Source organism: Pigmentibacter sp. JX0631 (assembly GCF_029873255.1).
Taxonomy (GTDB): Bacteria; Bdellovibrionota_B; Oligoflexia; order Silvanigrellales; family Silvanigrellaceae; genus Silvanigrella.
The window spans coordinates 1,791,627-1,812,566 of the sequence record NZ_CP123622.1; the positions used below are offsets into that span (position 1 = coordinate 1,791,627).

Genomic DNA, 20,940 nt, shown 5'->3' on the forward strand with positions numbered 1-20,940 from the left:
TTTGCTTTGTTAATGGTTTTCATTGTGCTAAGCACTCAATGGATTTTGTGTAATCTATAAGGGAGTGTAATAAATGAAACCATCTGAGGTTAAAATAGGTATTGTTGTTGCTCGTTTTAATGAAATAATTACTTCAAAATTAGCTTCTGGTGCAAAAGGTTTATTACTAAGAAGAGGGCTTAAAGCTGAAAATATTATTGAATTAGAAGTACCTGGCAGTTTTGAAACTCCATTAGCTGCACAGCTACTGATTGAACAGAAAAAAGTTCATGGAATCATTGCTTTAGGTGCTGTTATTCGTGGTGCTACAGATCATTACAACTATGTCTGTTCATCAACTTCTTCGGGATTGATGAATGTTCAATTGGCGCATTCCGTTCCAGTAGCATTTGGGATTTTAACTTGTGACACAATGGAACAAGCTTTTGATAGGGCTGGCGGAAAATTAGGAAATAAAGGATCTGAAGTGGCGGATGCTGTTTTAGACATGGTAATGATAAAATCTTCATTAGTAGGAAATGTACTTTTATGATTGAGAATAGCAAAGGTTTAAAACCCGCTGATTTTAAACAAATTAGAAGATCTGCAGTTCAGTTTGTGTATCAACAAGATATTAATCAACAATTTGTAATGCAATATCAAACTCTACAACATTTTATGCATCAATCTGAAGTCATCGAAGCACAGAAAGACTTTTTGCGAAATTTTTTGACAGTACTTTTTGAGAATAGTAAAAAGATTGATGATTTAATAGAAGCATACGCAAAAAACTGGAAAATTTCTAGAATAGCTAAAGTTGATCTTGCAATTTTACGTGTCGCTATTTTAGAACTTTTGGAAAGAAATGACACAGATGTAGGCGTTATCATAGCTGAAGCAGCTTCGATTGCGCAGGAGTTTGGATCAGGAAATTCAGCTAGTTTTGTTAATGGCATACTTGATGCAATTGCTAAAGATGTGCGGAAAGCTTAAATAAAAAATTTTGTTTATTTAGGGTCAAAATTTCATGAGAGAAATATACTTACTTGAAACTAAAGACGCATGCCATAAATTTCTTTTAAACAGAACTGCTAATGGTTTTTTGCCAGATACTTTTTTAGGGATTGGCTCTTTTAGTAGTAAAATACCTTCTTCAGGAACAGGACTAGTTATTCAATCTAGCCCTAAATTTTTTATAAAAGAAATATCTGAAAGTATAATTCAAGGGCACTTTTCAGCATTTGAAAAAGAATCTTTGCTTATGCAAGTACCTTTGGGAGAAGTAGGGAATTTTCCGATTGCTAGATGGCTTTTAATAGGTAAACATTTAAGTATTTTTGATTCAGATAAGATTGATGCTACTCAATATTTACCAACAAAAGAGTTAATGCAAGTAAGAACAATTGAAGAATTTATGCAAGTATATTTGAGTTTTATATTTCCACATATTCATGAAATTAGAGCACAATCTGTATTGTTTTTATTTGATATCAATATTTATATTTCATATATAAAAAAATTCTTTAATTGGCTCGCAAAACAAACTTCGAACCCTTTGTTAATTAAAACTATTCTTGAAATTTCATCCATTGATTTTCAAAGAAAAATTACGGACGAATTTCTTTGGTTTATTTCAGAGTCTTCTTTACATCCATGTATAGCAATTTTTCCTTCTACTAAAAATAGTTTTACAAGTTTTATTCAGTCAGCAAGAAATATAAAAAGACAAAATGGTTATTCCGAAGAGTTATTCTTTAAATTATAACAAAAGGATTTCCTATGCCTGGAGAAAAGCAAGCTAAAAAAATTGAGAAAAGAAAAAATGTCAGACATGAAATCGATTTTATAGTTTCTTTATACAGAAATGGAACTTTAGTTGCTCCTAACAATCGCTTTAAAAATATTTCAACTGCAGGTGCATTAATTAGTATATCTAGAGAATTTGATTTTATTATAGGGGAAAGATATATTTTAATTCTTGAAGAAGATAGACTTTTGCAAGAATTTAATTTGACTCTTGACCCAATAGAAGCACTAGTTAAGCATAAAGATCAAAGTAATGAGTTTCTTGTGGGATTTTCTTTTTGTAACATTACCGACAGGAATAAAAGAATAATAAAAAAAATAATTGACAATAAATTCATGCTGAAAAATTTTCCTAAATCGTGGCAAATAACTAAATAATTTACTATAAATAAACAGATTCTATAACATGGTTTGCATTATTAGTTACAAAACCAGTGAAATATTCTTCCCATTTTTCAGGATTTTGTACTAATGGATATCGCCAGGTGAATTCTATAAAAGCACTTGGCACTATTACTTCACCATCAATTAACTGAGTTTTAATTAATTTACCTTTAGTCGAACATTGTTCTAATAGATCATTTTTAGACCCTTTTATAATGCTAGGTGAAATATTTAGTTCAATATTTAAGTTTTTCTGGAAATATTCAACAAAATTACTTAGGGAGTCAAATGCATTTAAAAGGCTTATATTAAAAGTATAGTGATTTGGAACTCTTCCAAATACCAATGCCCAAGATAGTAGCTCATTAAATTCATTGACAGTATTATATTCCTTTAGTGTTAATAAAGGCCAATCTTTATTCAGATAGTCACATGTTATTTTAACTAATTCTTGCGCAGCAGTTTCATCACCTAAAAAAGTTTTACCACACAATTTTTGAAATAGTTCAATATTCAACTCTGGAGTTAGTTCTGAATACTTTAAAACTATTTTTCTAATTTCATCAGGAAATTCAGATAGTACAAAATCAGAAATTACTACTTGTGGAGGAGCTTCAATGGCTTGTTTTCCTAAAGCAGTACATTCAGCAAGCCACATAAACCTGTTTTGTTTTTCAATTAATCTTTCTCTCCCTTGAGATAGATAACCTAAACAGGAATAAACTTGAAATAGATTGTCCATACCAGTATTTGGACCAGGAATGTCTATCAAAGCGTAATGGTCAAAAGTAATTTTTGAGTTTGAAATTATGCTCAAAAAATTATGTATTTTACAAGCATCTTCATTATTAGTTTTAAATTCTTCCCAAAGTTTGCAGTTAATCTTTGATCTTACATTTTCTAAAAGATTCATAAGTTGGTCCTTTTTTAAAACTTAATTATACCTTATAATATAGCGTAAATTTTTTTGAAAACGAAATAATACGCACCTAAAAATCTTGAAAATAATGTAAATATCTTTAGAAAAATTGTATTTTTTTTAATTGAAATAAATATTTTTATTAATTAATTTATATTTTTTACTTGGGGGTCATAAAATGAGAAAAATATTACTCATACTAATTATTTTTACTAACTCTTGTATGCATAAAACTGAGAATGGGAGTTTAGAAAAAGTAAATAATAAAATTAATTCATTAAATTTAAAAAATAATCCAATTTCTATAGCTATTAATTGTCCAAAAAAGTTTAAAGAAAATGTTGTTTATTTAAACTATGGAAGTACAAAAAAAGAGCAAGAAATTATGCCAAATGAAAATTCAATATATGAAATAGGAAGCCTTACAAAATTGTATTTAGCAGCACTCACTATCCAGCAAGTTGAAAAAGGAAATATTAGCCTAGAAGAAAGTATTGCAAAGTATCTTCCAAACATACCAAGCGATTGGCAAGACATAAAAATTAAAAATTTACTAAATATGACCAGTGGGATTCCAAGTCATTTTGGAAGTGCAAATTTATATAGTGTAGAAAATTTTCATTCATATATGCTGAATCCTTATCAATATTTTGATAAAAATTTAATTATCCAGAAAATTTTAACACAGAAAGCTTTATTTAAAAGTGGAATAGCCTGGGACTATTCAAATATAAATTATTTATTAATTGGCATTATTTTAGAAAAAATTACAGGAAAGAAATTAGATACATTATTCAAAGAAAACATTTCTGAAAAATTACATTTAAAGAATACTTACTTTGTAAATCATTTTATAAGAGACGAAATTCCAAATTCTAAAATAAATACTTTAGTAGAAGGGTATCCTTCCTTAGAAAACTATTTAGCTAAAAAGAATGCAAATACTTTTAGCGTATCAGCTGCATGGGGTTCAGGTAATGTAATATCCTCAACAAAGGATGTTCATATATTCATCACTTCATTTTTTAACAAAGATGGTAAATTATTTAACCAAAAAAATACTTATGAACTATTTAAAAACTACTTTTTTGAAATTGCAAGCTATAATCTTAGTAATTATTTTAATTCAAATAAATATTCCCTCGGGGTATTTGCAAAAACAAATGAAGTAACTGGTTTGACTGACTACTTACATACAGGAGGGATACCTGGTTATAATTCTTTGTTTTCTATTACTCCGTCTGAAAATGTTTCATATTGTTTGCTAACTGGTTCTTTAAATTTAGATGAGTTTACAAATTTAGTTAAAGGAATTAATGATTTTATTAATCATGAATGTTATTAATTAATATCTATTTGTTCAAAAACGAAGTTTGAATTTTTTAATAGTAAATTTTTTGATTCTACAATATAAAATGACTTATATTTTTCAGAGTTTTTCTCCTTTTGAAGCAAAATAATTTTATCCTTAAGTTTAACAGATTGATCAATAAAACTTAAGGTATTAGCTGGAATTTTTGTGAATTAGTTTTTCATGTAAAAAATCGCTATATTATTAAGATATTATAACAAAAACAGTTTAAATTGTGTGACAAAAAGTGTTACATTTAGTTTAAAAAAGAATTCATCCAATTTTGGTAATATTTTATAACAGTACCCATGCATATCTGATTCGTAGGATAAAACATTGCAGAACCAAAAGAGTTTAATGCATAAGCAAAATACTTATTATTTTTTTTAACAAGGATTGGACCACCAGAATCCCCATTTAAGCACGATCCTTTAGTTCTGTTTCCGTATGTAAAAGTTACAGTTTCAGAGGGTTTATATTGTATAAGTGATTTATCCAAATTACTTTGTGCAATTATGGCGTCAAGATTTCTATATAAATTAAATATTTTTTTAGCATATTCTTCTTGTCTTAAGTAGGGGAGTTTTAAATTACTATGATATGCATTATTTATATTGGTGTCGATTAAGTTTGCTAATGTCCAATTTAATTCTTTTTCTGATTTATATTCAGTGATTCCATATCCAATAATCACAACACTTTCATTTGCCTCAATGGGTTCAGAAAGAATTTCAATCTTTGTAGCATTTATTTCTTTTGCACTAAGTTTGGTTTTTACTAAAGCAATGTCACCTATATAAGTTAGGTATTTTTCTTTATTAAAAGGAAAATTAATACCAATACTATTAAATGCTAAAGGATGAGTTATTACATTAATAGTTTCAGATTCCTTCTTGTTGAAAGATTCTACAACATATTCTTTGTTAGAAAAAACACAGTGTGCTGCTGTTAGAACATAATAATCATGTACAAAAAAACCTGAACAAATTGTAGATCCTTGAGTCTTTATTTTAACAATTGAATTATTCTCTGGTGCATTTTCTATATCATATCTATCACAATTTTTAGATACTTTATTCGATGAGATAGTAAAATTGTCACATGTATTATTTACCTCATTATTTTTATTATTTATTTTGTTATAAATTATTTCGTTTTTTTTGGAACAGGAAAAAATAAAAATTGTAACTATGACATTTAATATGTATTTCATTTTTTAGTCTTTTATTGAACATGATTTTATATTTATAATTTTTGAAATAATATTTCTATTTTTTGCAAAAATTCTATAAAAGAATTTTTCTATAATTAATGGAAAATATAATTTTTCAATTATCACTATTATGAAGAATAATTTTTTTGATGAAATACTTAATAAAAAATTTATTCCTAACGCTCCATTAAAAAATATCATTTTATCTTTCTCAGAATTTATTTTAATTTCATTAATTGAATTATCAAATAAAGGTATAAAATTTATTTTAAAGTAGCTATTATTTATATTGACAAATTTTGATATAAATATTTTGCAAATCCCACAATTTCCATCATAATATACGTTATAATTGTCAGAGTATTTATTTTCCCATTTTTTATAGATTATATTGCTATAGTTTTTTAATACTCTATAATCTAAAGTATAAAGTATTAAAAAAGCACTTACATTTAAAAAAAATGCAGGTAATCCATGAATTATAGCAATACTAAAATGAAACAATATTCCAAGAAAGCAAAAAATTGATTTATATTGTATGGGCATAAAAATGCATACAGCTAAAAGTAATTCAAAAACTAAAACTCCATAAGTTAAAAATACGATAACATAATCATTATCTATGACTGTATTTATAAAATATTTTAAATATTTTGGTGAACCAAAAAATGAATCATTAAACCAGTAGTACAAAGCTTCACCATTAACCCAATCTGGTACAAAAAGCTTACCTACACTAGCATGAAAATAAAAAATAAAAGCTTGTATACTTATTAATATTAAAATTAGAAATGATATTTCGTTACTAAAAAAATTTCTAAAATTGCCTTCGTATTTTTGATTTTGTGTAAACCAGTGCCATTTTCTTTTGTCAATTAATACTAATGGACATAAAAATAAAGTTATCAAGTAATTAATCTGATCACCTCCTTCTATGAATTTACAAGCATTTACAAAACTAAAAGAAACCCATAGATGTAGAAAGTAAAAATATCTTGGCTTATATCCAATTATTACAAAAAATAGTATAATTAAAGATATTATCTTGCTATATGTGAATCCAAATATATAAAATAAATTAATATCTTTTATAATATTTTTTTGAATGAACTCGTTTGAATAAGAATCTTGAATAAATATTACATTTAAGTCATTAATATATAAAAGAATAAAAGTAGCAAGACCTAATAAAGACCTAGCAAAACCTTGTAAAGGATTTAGATAACTAAATTTTTCTTTTAATTGCATACAAATTTTACCTTTGTATATTTAACTTTTTGGGTATTTTCAAAATATCTCCAAGCTCTTATTTGTGGTTTATGTTTTATATATACATAATTTTTACTGCAGAAATTTTTAAAATATTTATGTTTCTTGTCAATACTTAATAAATTTTGATTGCCTTTAAAATATATAATTTTATTAAAATCTCCTTGTACCCAATTATTCTCAGGAATTAAACTACTCATATTGATTATCTCAGAAATATATTTTCTTACTTCTCTATCAAATCCAAAATATTCATTAAATCTAGTTCCAATAAAATCATATTCTTCAAATGGATTTTTATCCCAATACAAAGATATTCTTTCTTCCTTAGGATCTTTTGTAAAGAAAGCCCATCCTTGTGGTAATGTAGAAATTAAAATATTTTTTTGTTTCATATTTGAATTTATAGCAATATTTGGAACGTAAAAAATCAATACTAAAAAAAATATAGATATTAAAAACAAAAAAAGAAAAGTTCTGTAAACGACAAATACTATATTTCTTTTAAACATTTTAATTTTAATTTCCGTATGTTGTAATTATATCTGAGAGAATTTTTTTGTATCTTAAAGAATTATTATTTTCGTCTTGAGAATATCCTACCCAATTCCAACGTGCTACTGCGTGAGCTACACCTACAGTATGAACAGCTACAACAGCAACATAAACAGCAGCTCCTGCAACGCAAACTAATCCAGCAAAGGAACAGTTCTCTGCGCTACTTTGACTAAATGAATTTTCTTGTAATTCTTCATTTTCTTTAATATATTTTTTACTATTATATATTAAATCATCCAAAGAATAAATATTTTTTTCTTTTATTGAGTCTTCAATCTTGCTAAAAAATAAAGGGTCTTGCTTTTTTATGTATTCTATTTGTTTTTCGGTTTGCTTATATATTTTTTCTTTTTCATTATCAGATAAATTTAAATTATTAATATGATGATTCAAACGAATTTCATCAATTTGGTCAGCAACCTTTCCATGGCCATATACAATTGATTTATATACTTCTACTCCATCAATATTCTTTTTATTTTGAATGGTTACAGCATTTTTATTTCTCTCATTTGATGAATTTTTGCATGAATAAAAAGATTGGGAAATCAATGTAATTGATAATAGAGTACAAAAATATTTATTACTTAATTTCATATTATAACTCCTTTTTATTAAAAGTATTTTTTAGAGAATTAGATATTTTTATCTATTTTTAAAAATATCTATATATCAATTATATAAAAAATTGTTAAAGTAAATTAAAATAGCTTACCATAACAATTTTGTTCTTAACTCGCTGTTATCACTTTAAGGATACCAAAATAATTTAAGATAATAATGTTTTTTTAACTCATATAGTAAGAGGGTGGTACATTTATTTGCACATCAAAGCCTTCGAGACGCACTAAGTAAAAGCTTCACTAAGTACACGGGGGGTGGGTAATATTATTTTGTCATGTTTTTGGTATTAATTCCCTAAATATTGTATACTTCGTAACTATCATCATCTTGAATATCAATTTCACTATTATCAACAGGTGCTTTAAGAAGTTGTAAAAGATCTTCACGTGAAAGATTTTTAAATACTTCTTCGTCTTGCTCAATAAATCGTTCAAAAATAATTTTTTTCCTACTGATAATTTCATCTATTCTTTCTTCTAGAGTTCCTTTAGTAACCAATTTATAAACTTGTACATTTCTAATTTGACCAATTCTATGAATTCTATCTGTAGCTTGATTTTCTTTTGCTGCATTCCACCATCGATCAAAATGGATAACAACACTTGCTGAAGTTAGATCAATACCAGTACCGCCAGCGAGTAATGAGCCAATAAATACTTTAACATCATCATTTTCTTGAAACTCTTTGACTATATTTCCTCTGTTTACCGATTGTCCTGTAAGAGTGACATGTTTAACACCTTGCAAGGATAAGCGTTCAGATAATTTATGAACCATTTTTGCATATTGTGAGAATACAACGACTTTTTGATTACTTTCTAAGGCCTCTCCTAATAATTCATCAAAAACTTGTAATTTACCACTTCCGATATTGTTATATTGAGAATCAATGATACTAGGATCGTTACAAATTTGTTTTAGTAAACTTATTAAACTAAAAATATGGATATAAGGAATAGGATTTTTTTCATTTTGTAAGTCATCAATAATTTTCTTGCCTTTTAAATTTAAAGCTTCATTATATAGACGTTTTTGCTCTGAATTTAAATGGCAATAACGAATATCTTCAACTTTTTCTGGCAAATCAGTTAATACATCCATTTTATTTCTTCGCATTTTAAAAGGATGTATTAATCTATGTAATTCTACATCAGAAATAGGATCAACGTCTTCACTACTGATCATATATTTCTTTTTAAATTCTCCGTCGGTACCTAAATAATTAGGCGCTATATAATCAAATAAATTCTTTAATTCTAATAGATCGTTTTCTAAAGGAGTTCCTGTTAGACATAGGCGCATGTTACTATTGATTTTACATGCAGCCTTATATGTTCTTGTACTTTGATTTTTAACAAGATGAGCTTCATCTAAAATTACTAAATTCCATTTAAATTGCATTAAAATTTGGATATCTCTTAGTAAAATTCCATAACTTGTTACAAATGCGTAGTGATGGCTTTTATTTTTTTCAATTTTTAATAGGTGATTTTTTCTATTTGGCCCATGAAAACAGAGACTGTTAATATTTGGTATATACTTTGCCATTTTATCGAGCCAATGATCTATAACGCTAGTGGGACAAACAATTAAAGAGATTGAATTTTGTTCATTATGCGTAATGCTAGAAATTAATCCCATTGCCTGGTGAGTTTTTCCTAGACCCATTTCATCAGCAAGTAATCCACCTAATTGATTATTGTACAACCACCAAAGCCATCTTAAACCATCTTCTTGATAGGGGCGTAATTTTAAATTTGTTTCCTTAAGAGAAGGTAATGATAAAGTTTCTCTTGATATTAATCCAGCTCTTATTTTTTCAATTACAGCAGGTTTTCCTTTTACTTTACTTTCTGAACCAAATTGTTCGTGAAATTTAACAAATTCCAATGTAGATAATTTAAGTTGTCCATCTTCTTGAACTTTATTTTTTAACCAATCCAACTCGGATGTTATTTTAATAAATCCTTTTTCAGTTTCTAGATATTGTTTTCCTTCTGCTCTAGCTTTAAGAATTTGAATTAGAGAACCAGAATTATCAAAATTGTTTTTTTCATTTTCTAAATTAGAGCTAAATTTAGCATCTACTAGAATTGAACCATCTAAAGATTTTGAAAGAGTAAATTCTGGTATTGTAATTTTTTTAAAAACTTTTATCTTAGATAAACTTTCATTTAGGACAATGTCGGCAGTTTCTTTGAGTCTTGAAAAATCGTTTTCTAAAAGACTTGCAGCAGTATCGCCTGAAACGAGTCCCACTTTCGGATATTCATTCCATCTAGATATTTGAGTATTATTCATTTTATCTACATATGGTATATAACCAATTTTCTTTATAAACAATCCAGATTTACCAACAAAAGTTTGGTTTAAATCGGAAATAGATAGCTTTTTAATAATTTTGCCATCTTTTATAATAGCTATATATTTTTCAATGGTAAAACCTGTTTTACCGTTTCCTTTAACATTAAAATATCTTTTTGCAACAACATTATGTGTAATTAATTTTTTAACTTTAGCGGATGATTTTTCAATATATTTATCATTAAATAAAAGTTTACAAGTATCATCAATGCCAAATCGGTAATTTATTTTTTTTGTATTTTCAATTTGAACTATGGCATTTAACCAAGGCTCTTCTTTATCTAAATCTATAGATACTAACTCAGTTACGTTAGAAGAGAATACATTTTCTAAATTACTACTCTCGAGAATTTGTTTAGCATCGTTAATTATTTCCCATTTTTCTTCGTTACTGTATAGATTTTTCTTATTATCAGCTTTTTGTGGTGTAAAAGGATTTTGCTGAATTGAATTTAAATGAGAATCAGAATCTCCAGCGCTAAAATTTAACTTTTGGAGTAAAGATTTTTTTTCTTGATCAAGATATATACAAAAAGCAGCGATATGTTGGCATTTTTCAGCTCTTCTTCTATTTGCTTGGCAAGTACATTCCATCCATTGTACAAATCTTCCTTGAGCATGAATTTTGAGTCTTACTTCGTAATTTTCACCTATGCCAGCTTTAACTCTGCAACTTAATAATTCGCCAAATGATTGAAAATTATGAATACCACCAGAACGATATATGGAAATACCATTTTGCCAGTTGTTTCCTTGAAATTGAGAAAATACAAAATCTATAAATGAATTAGAAGCCATTTTTATTCTGTCTAAAAATTTTTTTAAAAAGAACGAATTCTTTTTAAAAATTAAATTAATGGGAAATATAATTAGTTATTTCTACTTGCGACTCTTCCATCACTTCTTTCAAGTTTAAGATAATCCGCAAGTGTAGTTTGTGCTACAGAGCTTGCACGTATAACCCAGTTTTGTGGGCTTGCGATTACTGTTCCGATAGCAATACTGTTGGGACTATTTAGAGGCGCAATACCGCTAAACCAAGTGTATAAAACATCTCTATTTTCTGGATCAAGAAGAGTACCTGTTTTACCACCAATTTCATCAGCATCTGCTCTAGTTCCAGCTTTGTGAAATGTCCTTCTACTTGTCCCAGTAGCAATTGTAGCTAACATAAGAGTTTCAACTTTTAAAGCAGTTTGTGGTGAAACTATTTTACCAATTTGAATTGGTTTTGCTCTGTAGACTTCTTTCCCTTCAGTATTAAAAGCAGCTTCTACAAGATATGGAGCCATCATGATTCCTTTGTTGTTAATAGCCGCAGACAGTAAAGCAGCATGCACAGGATTGAGTTTCGTAGCTCCAAATCCAGCTCCTGCTTCAGCAACTTCTTGAGGTGTTGCGGTGTCTGGATCTGGTAATAGAAACATACTAGTTTGAAGTTTTACATCACTGGGTATCGGTTTATTAAACATAAATCGTTCAGCATAATATTTTAAAGATGAAAGTCCAACATCATAAAGTGCTATTCTAGCAAAAGCAGTGTTACAGCTTGAGCCAAAAGCTTTTGCAAAAGTTAAGTGTTGGTTATCACGAGCTGGATCAGCGAGCCAATTTCCATTTCTTAGATTACCACAACCCCCGCGAAAAGATATTTCATCATAAGGATTTAGATTTCTTTTTTCAATAGCTGCTGAAGCTGTTACAATTTTCATTAGACTTGCCGCTGGTGCTCTTGAAGAAACTGAAATAATTGCATTTCTATTTCCTCCATTCTGCGACAAAGCTAAAATTTTTCCAGTTTTTGGATCAATAATGGCAGTAGATCCTGTTAAAATTTTTGTATGAGTTAAATATTTTTCAGCAGCGTCTTGCAATTGCTGGTCTATTGTTAATTCTAATTTATAGCCTTTAAAATAAGAATATGTTTTCCCATTTTTGAAAAATATTTTTGAGGCGACCTCAGGCCAATCAATTTGTCCAAATGGTGTGCTAAAAGCTACTCCATTATTATTTAATGCTTCTCTTGGATCAGTAAAGGCTTTTACTTTAATAGGTGCTTGATTAAACCGATTTTGATTAATTAATGAAGAACCATTATAGGCAGAAAAAAGAACAGGTTGAGCTGTAACATAAAGAGTTTTAGCATCAGTACGAGCGAAGTTTTCTTCTCTAACTCTTCTTTTTTTTCCTTTTCCAATTTTTCTATTTTTACTTTTTGCTTTGCCTTTAATTTTTTTACCATTCTGTGAGTATAAAATTGTTACATTTTTGTTTTGAGCAGAAGCCTCAATAGAAATTAAATCACAGAATATTATAGATATAGCAGTGATAAATAATAATTTTATATATTTTTTGATAACAAATTTCATTAGAATTTCCTCAGACTAATTCTTATTGAAAATTGTAACACACATTTACCTTTTTTCATCTATACCTAGCTGAGAATTCAAATCTTGCTTCGTAATCGTCCAACAATGCAAGGTGCTCGTTTCTAATTCACCTTTTCGAACTATAGGTACAACGCGTTTTGAGTGATAAATACCAAAGTTGTTGGAGTTATTCAGATTTGAAAGCCTTTCTTTAACATCTGTGACACTATTGCCATATAATATTTTCGGCATTTCTTCGAAGATCGAAAGATAGATTATAGCATTATTCTTACTATATTCTATAATTTTATTTAAAGCGAGGCATCTAATTATGCTTAGGATATTAAAATCAATAGGAAAAATATTTTTTTTTGCTTGAATAATAAGACTTTGGCCAGTAAAACTTAAACTTTTGTCAATAATCTCCTTTTCTTTTTCTTTAAATATCATACTAGTATATAATATTGGTATCTCTATAACTTCTATAATGGGAATCAGTTGTGAAGGATTGCTCCATGCTACATAAGTAACAGGAATTGAGGAGTAATACCCATGTCCCAGTTTTCCTGCTGTCGTAAAAATAGGATATATATTAGGTATTTTTACAATTTCTGATAAATCTTCATCACAAGAGCATGTATTTTTTCTTTTAGAAAAAGTATTGTGTCTGAGAATAGTGTTTTTCCGTTCCTTTGGAATAATATAGGTTAAAGGTAACGAATCGAATAGTTTTTTAGCTGCAATAAATGCTTTAGTTGTCATATCCTTGTCCTACTACAATTAGTATCTAACAATCATTTATTAATTTTTATACTTTTATAATACGAACTATTTTAGTGTTTAAAAAGTTTAAAAAATAATTTTTTGGAGAAAATAAGGTGTTTGCTAAAGCTAAGGAATTAAAAGTTATGTCATCCACACAAAGTATTGAAAATGTATCTAAAAAATTTAAAGGCGTCCCTTTTTCTCTCCTTGGAAGCCAGACATTTTTTCAAGGTAAGGTAATCTTAAAAGGTGAAGCGAGACTAGCTGGACATATTGAAGGGACTATCATTTCTGAAGATGTCTTAATAATTGAAGAATCTGCACTGATTAAAGGTGAAATACAAGGAGTGGTCATTGAGGTAAGCGGCGTTTTTGAAGGGACAATTAAAGCTGCCGAGCTTCTAAGATTAACACCGACAGCGCGTGTGCAAGGAGAGATTGCTTCATATAAATTAATAGTAGAAGAAGGTGCAAAATTATTAGGTAAATTGTCTTGTTTAGATCCTCCAAGACATGTTAAAGATGATGTTACTTTAGCAGTAGTAAGTTAATTGATAAGATATTTATCCCATCTTAAGGAGAATATTTTTGAATTCTGAGAAACAAGAAACTAAAGACTCAATAAAAGACATTTATAGTGAATCAAAACATAGAATTCGATTAATATTGGCTATGCTAGGGAAATATGAACCTGAAAAAATAAATCCGTTACCTGATGAAAAATCTTTTGCAACTATTTCTAATTTAATAAATAGTATTATGAGTGCAGCGCAATTTGAATCAGAAAATCAATATAGAAATGCAATTGTTGAAATTTCAAATTGGATGAATTGCGCATTTAATCAAGAATATCTTACTAAAAATGAAAAATTATATCCAAATCCATTATTTGCTGTAAGAAAAGGTGGAGAAATTTTGCACTCCTTTTTACATAGAGACTTAAGAAGAAAACAATTTTCATCTGAAGAAGATGAAATATATAGAAATTTTTTAAAATTAATTTCTTCCTTGCCTGATCCAAGAAATAAAAAATTAGATCAAGGTGATGTTGATGGTATGATAGATGATTTATTAAAAACTAGTTAATAATTATGAACAACCCGCCTCTTTCATTGCTTTTTAGTATTATCTTAAATAATATATTTAAGGTTTTTATTTTTTAATTTTTGGATGTTAAAATGCAGAATATTAAGTATTTTTCAAGATTTGCATGGTTTTTCTTGTGGTATAATTTTTACGCCGTATTAGGTGGAGCGTATGTACGCGCAACAGGGTCTGGTGCTGGTTGTGGTGAGCATTGGCCTTTGTGTAATGGTCAAGTTGTTCCGAATCTATCAACAATTCATACGGTAATAGAATATACCCACAGGGTATCTAGTGGAGTTTTAGGAATTGGCTCTATAGTACTTTTGTTTTGGGCTTTTAGAGTTTCTAAAAAAGGCGATCCTATTAGAAAATCTGCTTCTGTTGCCTTTTGTTTTGTTGTTTTTGAAGCACTATTAGGTGCTGGGCTCGTAATATTTGGTTTAGTAGCAGCTAATTCCTCCATTTTACGGACGGTTGTTATGTCTTTGCATTTGGTTGCTACTTTTATATTAATAGCATCAATAGCATTAACGGCTGCATGGTCATCTGGATTTGTAAATGTTTGGAAATTTAGAATTAGTGATAGAAGAATTTTTCCAGCATCATTAATAATAATTGGAATGTTTTTTATTGGTATGACAGGAGCAATTACTGCTTTAGGTGATACATTGTTTAAACCAAATTATGTAGGAGAAGGTTTGGTTAGTGATTTTTATCAAGCAGAGCATTTTTTGAAATCTTTGCGTGTTGTACATCCTATTTTAGCAATTTTAATTTCAATATTTACTGTATTTACAGCTTGGTTTTTAACAAATAAAAATTCATCTAAAACGCAAAAGAAAATGTTATACTATATTGTAACTATTTTTATTGTTCAAATATTATCTGGTTTTGTAAATATCTTTCTATTAGCTCCTGTTTGGATGCAAATGGTACATCTATTTCTCGCTGATTTAACTTGGATAGCTTGTGTTTTATTTTACAGTGAGGTTTTATCAAAAGAATGTGTTCAAAATGAGGGTGAATTAGGTTTAATTAAAAATTGAAAGATTGGTTAGCCTTATTTCCTAACTCCATATTTTTTATAAATATTATCAATACTTATTATTGTCTCCTTTTTAATAAATTCATCTGTAATTTTTTGGATAATTTGTGAGTCAGTATTTTTATTACATGCTAAATATTGTATAGAAGATCCAAATTGTAAAATTTCTTTAATTTTAATGTTTAAACTAGCAGCAGTTTTTAAAGCTTCAGATCTGTTCATTGCTATTAAATCTAGCCTATTCGAAGCGAGCATTTTGAACATTCTAGAATTTTCTGTGACCTCTTTTAAGTTACTAAAATTTTCATTTTTTAGTTTTTCAGAAATTATAGAATCAATATTTACTCCAATTTCATATTTTTTTGCTTCATGTAATGTTTTTAAATAAATTTTACTATTTTGTAAAGAAAATATTGATAAAGCATTACTGCCAACTATACCTGTCCAATAAAAAGAATTTTCTCTTTTACTATTTCTTCCTGTTGGGAAAATACAAGTATTATGATTTATTAACGCTAAGTGAATTGCTCTAGGCCACGGGAAAAAATCCAGATTATAATTTATTTTAGTCTTTTTTAGGATAAGTTTTACAATTTCATAAGAAATACCTTCAGTTAGATTTTCTTTATTTTTAAAGATCCAAGGATATTGAGAGTTGTCAGAAAGGATATTTAATCCATAACAGTTCAAGTTGAAGTTAAATATAATTGTTAAATTTAGGAAGTGAAGTATTTTTATAAACATGACCTAATTCTTTTTGTTTTTATAATAATAGCAGAAAATACTCAGTCATAAAAAGATTAAAATTTGACATACTAAATATTTTTTCTTTTTATTTCCTTCACCTTGAATACGAATATTACTAGAATTTGTAAAATATACAAATGATGCCAGTAAAGAGTTGAGAAAAGTAATGCGAGGATTGAAGAAATAGTTCCAATTTGCTAAACAATTTTTGGAAAAAAGGTAACAAAGGAGCTACCAATGGATTGGCAGAACCAACTCATCAACATTTACTTAAAAATAGTTAATTCTTTATAACTATTACGAATTTAGATTTACCTTGAGAAACTTGAACTTGTCCAGTGGTTTTTGTTTCTTGATAATATTTAATTTCTTTAGCTGTATTATTCCATAACTCAATAGATGAATTGTTATCGAATGGTAAAGTAAAAAAATTATATCTGTTTTGGAATATAAAATTTAAGAAAAGAATAAATATTATCGCATAAGCATATTTACTTTGTAATTTTTTATTTAAGAATCTAAATAATATAGTATAAATGGATATAATAGAAACTGGTATTAAAAGAAATAAATATCGTGAATTAAATAAAGAAGGTTCATTGATAAGGCCGAACCATCCCGTATTCCAAGTTCCCTTGCGAACTAAACAAGTCATTAAGATAAGAATAATATAAGTAAAAATACCTGAAAATATAATTAAATATTGGTTTTTTGACCAAGTTTTATATACAAAATAAGAGAATAATACAGTAAATGCAAAACCTAACCATAAAACCGTTTGCCAAACTTGATTTAAATAGAAAGTATATTGGTCGCCAAAAATAGGAATTAAAAACATTCTGTTAAATATGGAATATAGAAATCGATTTGGGAAAAATTGTCTTACAAATTCTATTTTTGCTTCTAAACCTGCTTCGCCTTGAGTCCAAACATCATGAGAATTTGTAATATATGCATAAGAATTTATTAGAGTACTAAATATCACGATATTCAATAAAATTAAATGCTGTTTAATTTTATTTTTAAAGTCAATCAAATGTTGCTTTTTAATAAGATAAATTCTTATCATTAAAAGAGGTAGTATAGTACATAATTCACCAGCACTAAGGCCTGCAAATAAAAAAAATAAGAAATGTCTTAGTGAATATTTTTTGTTTAAATCATAAAACAGCAGAAGAACACAACATAAGAAAAGTACAGAATGCAAGTTTGCAAAATTTCCTAAAAAATCAGTTTGTCCTGGAAGAAAAAGAAAGGAAATTGAAATAATCAAGCTAATAATTTTGTTTTGTGTGATCCAAAGGAATTCATTTTTCATTATTATATGCAAGGCAAAAGAAAATAATGCTGAACACTCTATCAAAGTTATATAAGGATAATACTCTATAGTTATTTTGTATGAAAAATAAGATAAAATTTGTGGTAAAACCTGAAAATAACCAGAATATGGTAAAATAATGGATGAGAAACCATGCTCAATAGAGTTTTTAAGGAACATGTAACCATCTTCTCCCCAAAAACCAGGTTGGGAAAATCTTATGTGCTGCTTGAAAATAATTATAAGAAAAAAGAAAATAAAAAATTTATATTTATCAAAAAGTGTTGTTATACTTTTAACCATATGTTATTTCTCACAAAAAAATAAATCAAAATGCCAATAAAAGCTACCTTAGGGGATTCTTTTTTTCAAGTAGTTTATGAATATGAAAGTTATGTGAGATTTTAAATTATAAAAAAAATAATACAATTTTTAAAAATAAAATTACAATTAAATAATTTTTTTAATTTCGTATTTGATAATATCGGACTTCAGATTTATAGGCATTTTCTTCTAAAACTTTGAAAACAAATAAATTACTTTTTACTTGATAATATCCTTCTATAAAATAAGTAGAGTTTAATGCCTCATTATTATTTTTTGTAGCAACAGTACAGTAACTCAAGTCAGGGCAAAATATATTTGTTTCAACAACATTTTTTTCTTGTGTATTATGAATGTAATTAAGATAGAAGTTTTGAATTATAGAATCATCAATTGATTCTACAGAGGAATTCATAGTTTGATAAAACTCCTCTTTTTTAATTTGGTTTACCTGATTTAAAGCATATGAAACAGTGTTAGATAGTCCTAAAAAGGCAACTAGAAAAAATTTTTTCATATTTACATAACTTCATTCTTAATGGTTGATAAAAATAACAGTACAAAAAAACTTTACAATCAACCAAAATAAATTTCAAACAAGAAATATTTTAAAAGAAAGGTTCGATATCTATAAATTATTCAGTTGTTTCAATTTTTTCACCAGGACTTAAGTTTGCTTTGATCCAATCTAAATATGGATAAATATAAGTAGTTACAGCATCTTGAACCATGCATCCATCATTTTTATCAGGAACAGCTTGGAGTCCAGAGACGTTAGTATTTATTCCTTGAGTGACAGTTAAAACTTCACCTTTCTTATTAAAATGTCCGCCTCCGGAATCACCGTTACAAGTTTGTCCTAATAAGCGCTTTGTTGTGATAAATGTATCACCTACATCATTTATTATAGAACGATTAATTTCGTATTTATAAGCAGGTTTATTATAATGATTAAGTTGTTCGACATTTAATTCAACTTTTTTGTTAGGTTTAAATATTTCAGTTACAGTCCAACGCTTGATATTGCCACTATTTTCGTTGTTTTCATTACTTCGACCAAAGCCAATGGTAATTATCCGTTCTCCTATTTGATATTTGGTAGCAATCTTTGCGGGTAAGATATTTATTTTTGTAAGAGAATCAGTTGTTTTGATTATTGCAATATCACCAATTGGTACGTAACTTGAATATTGATCGTCTTTATTAAATGGGTTTTTGGTAAATAATTTGTTGGCTATAAATTTTCCAGATATTCTTTGAGAGCTATTTTTTGGATTACTAATCTCAATTCTATCTGGAATAGTTTCAAAACAATGTGCTGCTGTAAGAATTGTTTTATCAGAAATTGCTACTCCAGTACAAAATCCTGGGTCGTTACCGAAATATTCTAGCGAGATATAAACAGAGGATTTTGACCCTGCTACATCCTCAATATTATTTTCACATCCATTATGGATTTTATTAGAAGCAGATTGATCAAAATCAGCGTATAAATCACTACAAGTATAAACTACTTTTTTCTCCTCTTTTTGCTCTTTGCAAGAAGAAAAAAGAAAAAATGAACAACAGGAGAGAAGCAAAAGACGTTTCATAGAATTGTCATCCTGAGCAAACAAAAGTATTAGTTACCAATATTCAGCTTGAAGAGTGATATCTTGGAAAACTCTAGTTAAACAAGCTAGACGCTCGTTTTGCGCCTTATTATTTTTTTGTAAAGTTTCTTTTTCAAAATTATTTTGAATAGACAATGATTCTGACTTCATTTGAATGATTTTAACATTACAGGCTCCACAAACGCCAACTCCTGAACAAGCTGCACCTATTGGTACTCCTCGTTTCCGAAGAAAAACCCATAAATTTGAACCAGATCGGATGTTAAATTCATCAAAAATTTCACCAGACTTATTCATCAAAGAAATTTTTACTATTTTAGCTAAGTCGTTTGTTGAAGAGTTTTCCATCATAAAACTTTCAGCATTAAAAATTTGGGGCTCTTTTCTCAATAAAAGCTGCCAATCCTTCTTTTGCTTCAGGAGTATTAAAAAGTAAACCGAATTCTACAGATTCTAAAAGACAACCTTCTTTAAAGCTACTTACACTCCCAAACTTAACAACTTTTTTTGCAATTTTTAAGGCTGTTGGAGCATTTTTTAAAATTTTGTCAGTTATATCATTTGTGAATATTGAAAGTTCTTCATGTTTTGTCACGTGATTTAAAAGCCCAGCTTGAAATGCTTCTTGTGCAGAATATTTATGCGCAGTAGATATCCATTCAATCGTTTTTGCTACTCCAATTCTTTTCGCTAGTCTTTGGGTTCCAGAAAACCCGGGTATTAGGCCCAGAGTAACTTCAGGTAATCCAAATTTTGCTTTTTCTGAAGCTACAATTAAATCACAAGCAAGAGCTAATTCTAAACCTCCTCCTAAAGCAAATCCTTGAACTTGCGCAATGGTAATTTGTGGAAGATTTTCAAGAGTGCCGAAGATATTTGCCGCATATTGTGAAAACTCGCTTGCTTCTTTTGCAGATGTAAATTCTAACATTTCTTTAATATCAGCACCTGCAACAAAAGCTTTATCGCCAGCACCACAAACTACTAAAACTTTGACTTCATTGTTTTCCTTAAGTAACAAACAGTGATCGTATATTTCTTTAATGACTTGTTTATTTAAAGCATTTAATTGATTTGGGCGGTTTATTTTTAAAGTGGCTTTTTTTCCATTAATTTCTAGTTCTGTTAATTTATCGTACATAAAATTATCTCCTAAAAAAAGCTACAGGTCTTACCTGTAGACTATTTACTCTAGATAAATAATTT

General features: G+C 28.0%; 22 protein-coding genes. 8 read left to right on the forward strand and 14 right to left on the reverse strand.

The annotated features are described in order from the left end of the window. Window positions 1-73: 73 nt before the first annotated feature. From ribH to QEJ31_RS07865, 4 genes are read left to right on the forward strand one after another with little or no spacing between them, the layout of a single operon-like run. Window positions 74-532, forward strand: coding sequence for a 6,7-dimethyl-8-ribityllumazine synthase (gene ribH, locus QEJ31_RS07850; protein ID WP_280593231.1), 459 nt, complete (start codon window positions 74-76; stop codon window positions 530-532). Continuing rightward, entirely contained in the window at window positions 529-972 is a 444-nt protein-coding gene (gene nusB / locus QEJ31_RS07855) for a transcription antitermination factor NusB (protein WP_280593232.1), read from the forward strand. Before ribH ends, nusB begins: the two co-directional genes overlap by 4 nt. A gap of 34 nt (window positions 973-1,006) precedes the next feature. Next, window positions 1,007-1,744, forward strand: coding sequence for a hypothetical protein (locus QEJ31_RS07860; protein ID WP_280593233.1), 738 nt, complete (start codon window positions 1,007-1,009; stop codon window positions 1,742-1,744). 14 nt (window positions 1,745-1,758) lie between these two features. Beyond that, window positions 1,759-2,163, forward strand: a complete 405-nt coding sequence (locus QEJ31_RS07865) for a PilZ domain-containing protein (RefSeq protein WP_280593234.1) — start codon at window positions 1,759-1,761, stop codon at window positions 2,161-2,163. 4 nt (window positions 2,164-2,167) lie between these two features. On the opposite strand, the gene QEJ31_RS07870 is transcribed toward QEJ31_RS07865, so the two are convergent. Further along, the gene (locus QEJ31_RS07870; RefSeq protein WP_280593235.1) at window positions 2,168-3,082 is read right to left on the reverse strand and encodes a DUF1338 family protein; all 915 of its coding nucleotides are present in this window, start codon (window positions 3,080-3,082) and stop codon (window positions 2,168-2,170) included. Between the two features lie 184 nt (window positions 3,083-3,266). Here QEJ31_RS07870 and QEJ31_RS07875 point away from each other — a divergent pair, with 184 nt between their 5' ends. Beyond that, a complete protein-coding gene (locus QEJ31_RS07875) occupies window positions 3,267-4,433 on the forward strand; it encodes a serine hydrolase domain-containing protein (protein WP_280593236.1) in 1,167 nt (388 codons plus the stop codon). Window positions 4,434-4,695: 262 nt separating this feature from the next. Here the strand turns inward: QEJ31_RS07875 and QEJ31_RS07880 are convergent, their stop codons facing one another. The 7 genes from QEJ31_RS07880 to QEJ31_RS07910 all read right to left on the reverse strand — a co-directional run bounded on the left by QEJ31_RS07880 (window position 4,696) and on the right by QEJ31_RS07910 (window position 13,598). Next, the gene (locus QEJ31_RS07880; RefSeq protein WP_280593237.1) at window positions 4,696-5,652 is read right to left on the reverse strand and encodes a trypsin-like serine protease; all 957 of its coding nucleotides are present in this window, start codon (window positions 5,650-5,652) and stop codon (window positions 4,696-4,698) included. Between the two features lie 3 nt (window positions 5,653-5,655). After that, a complete protein-coding gene (locus QEJ31_RS07885; protein WP_280593238.1) occupies window positions 5,656-6,900 on the reverse strand; it encodes a sporulation-delaying protein SdpB family protein in 1,245 nt (414 codons plus the stop codon). Continuing rightward, a complete protein-coding gene (locus QEJ31_RS07890) occupies window positions 6,891-7,433 on the reverse strand; it encodes an SdpA family antimicrobial peptide system protein (RefSeq protein WP_280593239.1) in 543 nt (180 codons plus the stop codon). Before QEJ31_RS07890 ends, QEJ31_RS07885 begins: the two co-directional genes overlap by 10 nt. A gap of 7 nt (window positions 7,434-7,440) precedes the next feature. Beyond that, a complete protein-coding gene (locus QEJ31_RS07895) occupies window positions 7,441-8,076 on the reverse strand; it encodes a hypothetical protein (protein ID WP_280593240.1) in 636 nt (211 codons plus the stop codon). Between the two features lie 321 nt (window positions 8,077-8,397). Further along, on the reverse strand, window positions 8,398-11,265 hold the full coding sequence (locus QEJ31_RS07900) for a DEAD/DEAH box helicase (RefSeq protein ID WP_280593241.1): 2,868 nt from the start codon (window positions 11,263-11,265) through the stop codon (window positions 8,398-8,400). Window positions 11,266-11,336: 71 nt separating this feature from the next. Beyond that, a complete protein-coding gene (locus QEJ31_RS07905; protein WP_280593242.1) occupies window positions 11,337-12,836 on the reverse strand; it encodes a penicillin-binding transpeptidase domain-containing protein in 1,500 nt (499 codons plus the stop codon). Window positions 12,837-12,881: 45 nt separating this feature from the next. Continuing rightward, window positions 12,882-13,598, reverse strand: a complete 717-nt coding sequence (locus tag QEJ31_RS07910) for a hypothetical protein (RefSeq protein WP_280593243.1) — start codon at window positions 13,596-13,598, stop codon at window positions 12,882-12,884. A 116-nt stretch (window positions 13,599-13,714) separates the two neighbouring features. Here QEJ31_RS07910 and QEJ31_RS07915 point away from each other — a divergent pair, with 116 nt between their 5' ends. The 3 genes from QEJ31_RS07915 to QEJ31_RS07925 all read left to right on the forward strand — a co-directional run bounded on the left by QEJ31_RS07915 (window position 13,715) and on the right by QEJ31_RS07925 (window position 15,733). After that, a complete protein-coding gene (locus QEJ31_RS07915) occupies window positions 13,715-14,152 on the forward strand; it encodes a polymer-forming cytoskeletal protein (RefSeq protein ID WP_280593244.1) in 438 nt (145 codons plus the stop codon). Between the two features lie 37 nt (window positions 14,153-14,189). Continuing rightward, window positions 14,190-14,687 (forward strand): hypothetical protein, encoded by a 498-nt coding sequence (locus QEJ31_RS07920; RefSeq protein WP_280593245.1) that lies wholly within the window; start codon window positions 14,190-14,192, stop codon window positions 14,685-14,687. A 92-nt stretch (window positions 14,688-14,779) separates the two neighbouring features. Next, window positions 14,780-15,733, forward strand: coding sequence for a COX15/CtaA family protein (locus QEJ31_RS07925; RefSeq protein ID WP_280593246.1), 954 nt, complete (start codon window positions 14,780-14,782; stop codon window positions 15,731-15,733). 14 nt (window positions 15,734-15,747) lie between these two features. Here QEJ31_RS07925 and QEJ31_RS07930 read toward each other — a convergent pair whose 3' ends face one another. The 6 genes from QEJ31_RS07930 to QEJ31_RS07955 all read right to left on the reverse strand — a co-directional run bounded on the left by QEJ31_RS07930 (window position 15,748) and on the right by QEJ31_RS07955 (window position 20,875). Further along, on the reverse strand, window positions 15,748-16,476 hold the full coding sequence (locus QEJ31_RS07930; RefSeq protein WP_280593247.1) for a transporter substrate-binding domain-containing protein: 729 nt from the start codon (window positions 16,474-16,476) through the stop codon (window positions 15,748-15,750). A gap of 283 nt (window positions 16,477-16,759) precedes the next feature. Further along, window positions 16,760-17,977 (reverse strand): hypothetical protein, encoded by a 1,218-nt coding sequence (locus QEJ31_RS07935; protein WP_280593248.1) that lies wholly within the window; start codon window positions 17,975-17,977, stop codon window positions 16,760-16,762. A 283-nt stretch (window positions 17,978-18,260) separates the two neighbouring features. Further along, window positions 18,261-18,638, reverse strand: a complete 378-nt coding sequence (locus tag QEJ31_RS07940; protein ID WP_280593249.1) for a hypothetical protein — start codon at window positions 18,636-18,638, stop codon at window positions 18,261-18,263. Between the two features lie 118 nt (window positions 18,639-18,756). Continuing rightward, window positions 18,757-19,713 carry a S1 family peptidase gene (locus QEJ31_RS07945; protein ID WP_280593250.1) on the reverse strand — a complete coding sequence of 319 codons (957 nt, stop codon included), beginning with the start codon at window positions 19,711-19,713 and terminating at the stop codon, window positions 18,757-18,759. A 33-nt stretch (window positions 19,714-19,746) separates the two neighbouring features. Next, window positions 19,747-20,085, reverse strand: a complete 339-nt coding sequence (locus tag QEJ31_RS07950; RefSeq protein WP_280593251.1) for a 2Fe-2S iron-sulfur cluster-binding protein — start codon at window positions 20,083-20,085, stop codon at window positions 19,747-19,749. A 13-nt stretch (window positions 20,086-20,098) separates the two neighbouring features. Then, a complete protein-coding gene (locus QEJ31_RS07955; RefSeq protein WP_280593252.1) occupies window positions 20,099-20,875 on the reverse strand; it encodes an enoyl-CoA hydratase-related protein in 777 nt (258 codons plus the stop codon). Window positions 20,876-20,940: the final 65 nt, after the last annotated feature.

Bases quoted from the DNA above. Each gene is read 5' to 3' on its own strand.
- ribH (WP_280593231.1), top strand. From the start codon at position 74: ATGAAACCATCTGAGGTTAAAATAGGTATTGTTGTTGCTCGTTTTAAT.
- nusB (WP_280593232.1), top strand. From the start codon at position 529: ATGATTGAGAATAGCAAAGGTTTAAAACCCGCTGATTTTAAACAAATT.
- QEJ31_RS07860 (WP_280593233.1), top strand. From the start codon at position 1,007: ATGAGAGAAATATACTTACTTGAAACTAAAGACGCATGCCATAAATTT.
- QEJ31_RS07865 (WP_280593234.1), top strand. From the start codon at position 1,759: ATGCCTGGAGAAAAGCAAGCTAAAAAAATTGAGAAAAGAAAAAATGTC.
- QEJ31_RS07870 (WP_280593235.1), bottom strand. From the start codon at position 3,082: ATGAATCTTTTAGAAAATGTAAGATCAAAGATTAACTGCAAACTTTGG.
- QEJ31_RS07875 (WP_280593236.1), top strand. From the start codon at position 3,267: ATGAGAAAAATATTACTCATACTAATTATTTTTACTAACTCTTGTATG.
- QEJ31_RS07880 (WP_280593237.1), bottom strand. From the start codon at position 5,652: ATGAAATACATATTAAATGTCATAGTTACAATTTTTATTTTTTCCTGT.
- QEJ31_RS07885 (WP_280593238.1), bottom strand. From the start codon at position 6,900: ATGCAATTAAAAGAAAAATTTAGTTATCTAAATCCTTTACAAGGTTTT.
- QEJ31_RS07890 (WP_280593239.1), bottom strand. From the start codon at position 7,433: ATGTTTAAAAGAAATATAGTATTTGTCGTTTACAGAACTTTTCTTTTT.
- QEJ31_RS07895 (WP_280593240.1), bottom strand. From the start codon at position 8,076: ATGAAATTAAGTAATAAATATTTTTGTACTCTATTATCAATTACATTG.
- QEJ31_RS07900 (WP_280593241.1), bottom strand. From the start codon at position 11,265: ATGGCTTCTAATTCATTTATAGATTTTGTATTTTCTCAATTTCAAGGA.
- QEJ31_RS07905 (WP_280593242.1), bottom strand. From the start codon at position 12,836: ATGAAATTTGTTATCAAAAAATATATAAAATTATTATTTATCACTGCT.
- QEJ31_RS07910 (WP_280593243.1), bottom strand. From the start codon at position 13,598: ATGACAACTAAAGCATTTATTGCAGCTAAAAAACTATTCGATTCGTTA.
- QEJ31_RS07925 (WP_280593246.1), top strand. From the start codon at position 14,780: ATGCAGAATATTAAGTATTTTTCAAGATTTGCATGGTTTTTCTTGTGG.
- QEJ31_RS07930 (WP_280593247.1), bottom strand. From the start codon at position 16,476: ATGTTTATAAAAATACTTCACTTCCTAAATTTAACAATTATATTTAAC.
- QEJ31_RS07935 (WP_280593248.1), bottom strand. From the start codon at position 17,977: ATGTTCCTTAAAAACTCTATTGAGCATGGTTTCTCATCCATTATTTTA.
- QEJ31_RS07940 (WP_280593249.1), bottom strand. From the start codon at position 18,638: ATGAAAAAATTTTTTCTAGTTGCCTTTTTAGGACTATCTAACACTGTT.
- QEJ31_RS07945 (WP_280593250.1), bottom strand. From the start codon at position 19,713: ATGAAACGTCTTTTGCTTCTCTCCTGTTGTTCATTTTTTCTTTTTTCT.
- QEJ31_RS07950 (WP_280593251.1), bottom strand. From the start codon at position 20,085: ATGATGGAAAACTCTTCAACAAACGACTTAGCTAAAATAGTAAAAATT.
- QEJ31_RS07955 (WP_280593252.1), bottom strand. From the start codon at position 20,875: ATGTACGATAAATTAACAGAACTAGAAATTAATGGAAAAAAAGCCACT.